Source organism: Aeromonas sp. 603079 (assembly GCF_049172135.1).
GTDB classification, from domain to species: domain Bacteria; phylum Pseudomonadota; class Gammaproteobacteria; order Enterobacterales; family Aeromonadaceae; genus Aeromonas; species Aeromonas veronii.
On record NZ_JAAKPX010000036.1, the window covers coordinates 23,285 to 29,647 of the forward strand.

A 6,363-nucleotide genomic window follows, 5' to 3' on the forward strand; every position below is an offset into this window, starting at 1 on the left:
TTTATACCGTATTATCTGAGTGAACATTAAAGTAATTGGCGCACAATATATTGACAATGTCAAACGCAATATTTTCTATATGTTTCATCTATTAATGCCATTGCATCCTCTTTATTTAATGCCACATGTCCATTTGCATATGCACTAGATGAAAACAAGTGAGTTGACAAAGAAAAATCGAAATCTAATTTCTTTATATTTTTAATGAATGGCATAACATGACTATCTAAATGGTGATCGTATATAGAGCAAGCAATTGAAATATATTTTGGTTGTGACTCTTTACGAAAAAATGAGATAGGGTCTAGACTCTCAGTAACATTGAATTTATTTAGAACATAAGAGCTACCACTATGTTTTTCTAAAATAGTTTGTGGACACTCAGCTATAGCTATTGAATTTTTACATAAAAAAGCTAAGCAAATAGCCGCATAACCTCCCATAGATGATCCATATAAAATTAAATTCTTATACCCTTTATTAGTCACAAAATCATTTATCATCTGAGCTAACTCATATATAAAAGATTTTCCACTGGTATTTATGTACCAACTGCCTCCAGGGGTTTGATAGTCATCCATATTTTGATATGGGTCAGATAAGAATAGCAAATCATACTTATTTTTTAAGTCATTCTTCCATGATTGCCTAGGATAGAATGGGTATAAATTCTTCTTCCTAACAGATGGGAGAAAAATGATGATGGTGTCGCTGTTGCTTTCTGATGTATAGTCATATGAAACACCTTGAAACATGCTGAACCTCTATATTACTCAAATGCTAAATGTTTCGATCGGGCGGTTTTTTGAAATTTTCTTACCTGTCGAATCCATTACGAATCCAACAACCCTTATATCTTTATAACCTTGATAGTCAGGAACTAATAGCACACACCGGGGCTCGCTAGAGTACCACTGAATCCGAATTTTTTCGCCTCCCGACATTAAATAAAAAGCAAATGAAATTGAACCTTTTAGGTGCAATTCATTACCAGCAATAGCAAATAAGAAGAAAGCCTCACCGACTCTAAAACCACTAACTTCGAGGCCAGTGTTAGCATTTACTGCATAATGGTTAGTGAATGCCATCCATTCATCATTGCGCATTGAATTTAGGTTATCAATGTCATTTTTATCAAATGGGTAAATACCAGTATCTATAAAACGATTAAATTTATTTTTAAAATAAGATAGCTGATTACTTGATGGGATACTGTCTAGCTCGTCTAGCTCGTCTAGCTCGTCTAGCTCGTCTAGCTTATTTGTTTTAGGGAAGACATTGAAAGTGGTAGAGAGAATACATTTTTCATCATCAACTTCAACACCCAATACAAAATTAGGCTCAAGATGTTTTTCTTTTAGGCTAATCCATCCTTGGTAAAAAGGTTCTTTTAAGCCTTTCTGCAAATAGCTATTTATAGATTTTGGTGTGCGAATTAACACATGTAAATCCATGGATTGAGCTAAATATAAATCACTGCTAATTTTGGCAACAACAAAGTCTAATGAAAAATGAAACCATTGTATAAATTTACGCATACCAGAATAAGATGTTAAACTATCATTTATTCGTAGTATTTTTCCTTTATCAAAATAAATTTTTCTTTCAAAATGAACTGATAAGCGCTTAAATAAACGCGCTATTTTAACTTCACTTATATTATCATTCTTTTGATATGACTGGATTGCGGAACTATAAAATTCGTTCTTTTTAAAATCCCCCCACCATGGATATTGGCTATCATCAACACTCACAGTGTTATGAGCCCTAGTACTTGTCATGTACTGCCTAACGGGATCATCATAATCATAAGAGTATTTACCAGAGTCTGTTATAATTACTTGACCATATTCAGACCATTCAAAAGAAAAATCATCAGAGTGCCTGTGTATGTTACTAGCAAAACCGGCTCTTAAACATAGATACGAATTTAGTTTGTGCTCCATATCCCCAGATAAAATTATATATCCAGTTTCATCAAAAAAATGGTCACCCGTAACAGTAGGAAGATCCAAATCCATTATGTTACTATCACCAAAAAGGGTCCCTTTCCCACAAGGATGGAAAAGATATTTCAAATTACTTTTCACGGCCTCAATATCATTCATATCAAAACAAAACATGGCCCCTTTAAATTCAGGGCTATCTAGTATTTCTTCAAATTCTCTAATGATATGTAGATGATATGCAGGACTATTCTCAAAGTGCATATTCTCTATGCCGTATTGAGTTTTCCACAAAAAATTAATCTTCTCAATAGCATAACTATATGCTTTATCAGCAGCATTTAATTGTGGTAGAAGAGTTGATATCGTAACTAACCCCCGCATTTGAAATAACCCATGGTTATTTTTTTGAAAGAGCTTGCTATCTAATAGGTTGTCAAGATGTAATTGTGCGAGCGCGATTAAATCAGCTCTCATTTCTTCAGAAATATTATCATCATCTAAAGCCCATCTGACGATAATGGCAATCCTTCTTACACGAAATGAAACAGCATCATCTTTCCATCTAAATGCGTAACTATTGTCATCTTTTACGGAGAATTGGTACCAGTCGAGCAAATATCGTACAGCCGTATGCATCGATTCGATATTTTTATTATATTTATAATCCGCAATAAGTTTATCAATCCAACAAAATGTATGTAAAAGACGTTGCCAACTACGGTAACTATAGGGATCAGAATCCCACCTTACCGGAAGGGTAATGGGGAATGGCTCACATCCTAAGAATACTAGAGCATCATCCTTCCAAAATTTATTCCCTTCGTTGATTGATAAATTACAGTAGAAAAAAACCTGGTTTAAATAGCTTGACATTTAATAATTACCAATCAAATAATTTTGAAATATTTTTTGCATTACGAATTGAGCAGAAATTATCTACTACATATTTATTTAAAATATCAAAATCAATACTTTTCATTCCCTTACTTACAAACTTACAAATATCCGAGGTGGAATTGAAAATATATTTTTTGGGGTAAATGGTATTTACACCTGGCCATTTTAATAGTAATGGTACTGCACCAGATGCCATACCCTCAGCGGGGGCCATGTGGAAACTTTCAAAATCGCTTGTTGATAACATCCAACCAATTTTCCTCATCCATTCGGGGACATTATCTGTATGTCCATCAAAAATAACATTATCCCGCCATGCAGAATTTTTTATCCGAGAGTAAATATGTTCGTAGTAATCCATTTCATCTTTTCTAGATGCCATCCAACTATATTCTTCAGGGCGTTTACCTAAAATATATAGTTTATATCTGTGATCCTTTTTATAGAGTTCATCTAGTACATCAAGAGCAAGATCCAGCCTTTTCCTCTGAGGAACCATGCCAATAAAACCTAAGTTAAATCTAGCATCTTCATGCTTTTCCGTATTATATGAATTTACATCAATCAAGTTGTAAATCATATTCATTTTAGAGCGAGGGAAAAGGAACTTTGAACGGAACTGTTCCATCCAGTATGGCGAGACACAAATTATTTCATCTATCGCGTCAATGTTATACTGATTGGGGTAGTCGGTATGAATCTCCTGAAGGTGAAGACGAACGACTAATCGTTGACCTGGTTTTTTGTTATTAGAATACCAAACTGCATTTCCAAGCCCCCATTCACAAAAGATAATATCAGCCTTATTAAGAAGAGACCGACTCACTGACTCATCATGTTTATCATGTCCTTTCCAATGATCAAATATAATCTCACAGTCAATATTGTCATTACAATATTCTATTATATGTTTTGCAAATTTCAAGTCGTGGCCAGCAATAAGAATAGTTTTCTTTTTTGGTATTTTAAATACTTCTGATGCGTTTTCCACATTATTTTCCGCATCAAACTTTTCAATTACGGAGTTATTTAGTGAAGTTTTTCCATCAATAAAGCTCTTGTATGCGAATGCAATGCCATCAATGTCCGTTTCGACCAAACTTGGCATATTAATTTCACCAAAAATATCAGTGACAAAACCTTTGCTCATACCAACAGATAACATTGGTTTTTTAACGGCAAAATAATCGGCTAATTTCCCAGGATAGAATGGGGATGTCGATAGACCATCTTGCGCGAAGTCTGCTTCACGTAAGAGCAATGCATCAGCTTGAGTCATCAATTTAAGGCTATCAAGATATGAGACTGAACCATTGAAAGATACAACACCAGATAAATCACCAAGCTCGGCATCTTTTATATATTTGTCATTTGCCCCGTAGAATTCTATCTTAAATTTATCTTTGTATTCTGGATGGGTGTTAATTAAATTTCTTGCAGCAGAAATAAATGGTTCTGATGTTCTTTTGAATTTGTATAACATGCCAATGTGCATGAATGTAAACACATCATTTTTCTTGTGTGATTGAGTGTACATTCTTTTGTCAAAGCAGTGATGCAGTGAGGCGAATTTATGACTAGAGTCTTGTGCTCCGTGAGCTTGGAGCATAAATTCTTTCTGATAGTCATTTGTTACAACAATTTTATCCGCAAGAGATATAACATCTCCTTCAGACGCTGCATCAACATCTCCCAAAGGGAAATTATAGTATTTATCATATGGATTTGACTTTATTGGGTCACCAAAAGATGCTATCCATTTGAGATGTGGATATTTCCTTTTTATATTTATTGCTGCCAGATGAGACACAAATTCATGTGAATGAGAGAAAATATATTCGTAATGGTTTTTCTTCTTAAGCTCTTCAAAAAGATTCATTACTGAGTCGATGTATTTATCTCTTGTTTCAACACACCTAGAGTTTTCCCCTCCGACATCGATTTCGAAGCGATTAAATATCGCATCGGAAAATTCAAACATTGAAATATTGTCTTGAGGGCCATCACGTTTTATTTGCGCAACATCAAATGTTTTATCAAGAGACTTTATTCGTTTAAATAAATTAAATGCTGACGAAGACTTATAAGGAGGAAAGTGCCAAGAGATAAGAAAAATATGCTGATTGCTACTCATTTTCATGCCCAAAAGTTGCTGTAGTAATAGTCTTCCAAAAATGTTTCATTGATCATCATGACATTTTTGACTTCCACAAAAAAATCGTTTCCAATGAAGTCGTTTTTATTTTCATAAAAACTTTCTGAGAATCTCATTGTAAAGTCTACGTCTTTTATTTTCGCGGAGAGTAAATCTACATATCCAGGGAATTCATCAAGTATAATGAGTAGTTTTTTATTTTTGAGAGTCTGCTTATTGAAAACCGATATAGCATTATCTACGTCACTTTTTTTCTTGGCAGATATAACCATAGTTAGTTTTTTATCTTCAATAGCGATATTTAAGCCTATTCTATCGCATATGGTTTTTACCCGGTGTCGATAGGTATGATACCTCATAACCTCTCTGACACCACGTTTTGATATTTCTTCATATAATTCGGGTTTAGAGTTGAGTAATGAGATCATCTCAAGAGCATTTTCTTGAGTCGTGGCATCTATTACCATATCACCGAACAGTTCTTGTGAACCCTTCGAATAGTTCCCAATAACAGGTGTCCCGGAAGCTAATGATTCAAATACACGTCTTGCAAACATTGAGCTGGAATCTTGAACGCTATTCATGTTTATCTGAAATTTATAACCACTATTGACAATACTAAGTTCATTTGGTTTTAAATTGCCAATTATCTTATTCTTGTATCTTTCTGGGTATTTGAACCTAGGGTCATCCAGGTTAAAGCAGCGATCATAAATATCTACATCAAGCCCAGCGTCAGAGATTATATCCATGATTTTATTGAAGTCATTACAGCGGTCTTCTTTTTCGACATAGTAACTTCCGGCAAATACAGCTTTGTTCTTTCTGCCCATCTTTATGGCAACACCAGGATTATGGAGCTTTGGTTGTGCAGCGAACGCTAATACACCAACATCAATGTTATGGTCATCTTTATATCTTTTAACCATGTTCACATCTGATGTAAATACGTGTTGGAACATGGCTGCGATGGCAGAAAATTTCTCGTAATGTACAGGGTCTTCTTTATTCCAAAAAACAGTAGGTATATTATTTTCTTTGCAATATTTAAGTAGTTCAGAGAGCTTTTTCCCACCACCACTCCCCTTCGTTAGAGTTCCCCATGAGTTATCATTTCCTCTCCAACAACTTTCCACCAATAAAAAGTCTGGCTTTGAATTTGATATCTCTCTTTTCCATGAATTGGGGCTTAACTTGATTGTATTTACTTCATGCTGTAGGCATTCAAATGTAAGCTCATCAAGGATGCAAGCGATTTTTATTTGGTTGTATTTTTTTGCAGTTTCATTTTTTATTACTCTTATTGAGGATGGTGTTGATATAGGCTGTTCATCACTCCAACCACGTTCATCAAATAAAAAA

General features: G+C 34.4%; 4 protein-coding genes. All 4 read right to left on the reverse strand.

From position 1 onward, the window contains the following. Positions 1-59 precede the first annotated feature (59 nt). Positions 60-755, reverse strand: a complete 696-nt coding sequence (locus G5287_RS20305) for a hypothetical protein (protein WP_216953366.1) — start codon at positions 753-755, stop codon at positions 60-62. Between the two features lie 18 nt (positions 756-773). Beyond that, positions 774-2,822: an alginate lyase family protein gene (locus G5287_RS20310; protein ID WP_421231790.1), complete on the reverse strand. Its 2,049-nt coding sequence runs from the start codon at positions 2,820-2,822 to the stop codon at positions 774-776. A gap of 7 nt (positions 2,823-2,829) precedes the next feature. Beyond that, on the reverse strand, positions 2,830-4,986 hold the full coding sequence (locus G5287_RS20315) for a glycosyltransferase (RefSeq protein ID WP_421231791.1): 2,157 nt from the start codon (positions 4,984-4,986) through the stop codon (positions 2,830-2,832). Continuing rightward, on the reverse strand, positions 4,983-6,363 hold a 1,381-nt coding region (locus G5287_RS20320), incomplete at its 5' end, for a CgeB family protein (RefSeq protein ID WP_421231792.1). The genes G5287_RS20320 and G5287_RS20315, both read right to left, overlap by 4 nt.

Bases quoted from the DNA above. Each gene is read 5' to 3' on its own strand.
- G5287_RS20305 (WP_216953366.1), bottom strand. From the start codon at position 755: ATGTTTCAAGGTGTTTCATATGACTATACATCAGAAAGCAACAGCGAC.
- G5287_RS20310 (WP_421231790.1), bottom strand. From the start codon at position 2,822: ATGTCAAGCTATTTAAACCAGGTTTTTTTCTACTGTAATTTATCAATC.
- G5287_RS20315 (WP_421231791.1), bottom strand. From the start codon at position 4,986: ATGAAAATGAGTAGCAATCAGCATATTTTTCTTATCTCTTGGCACTTT.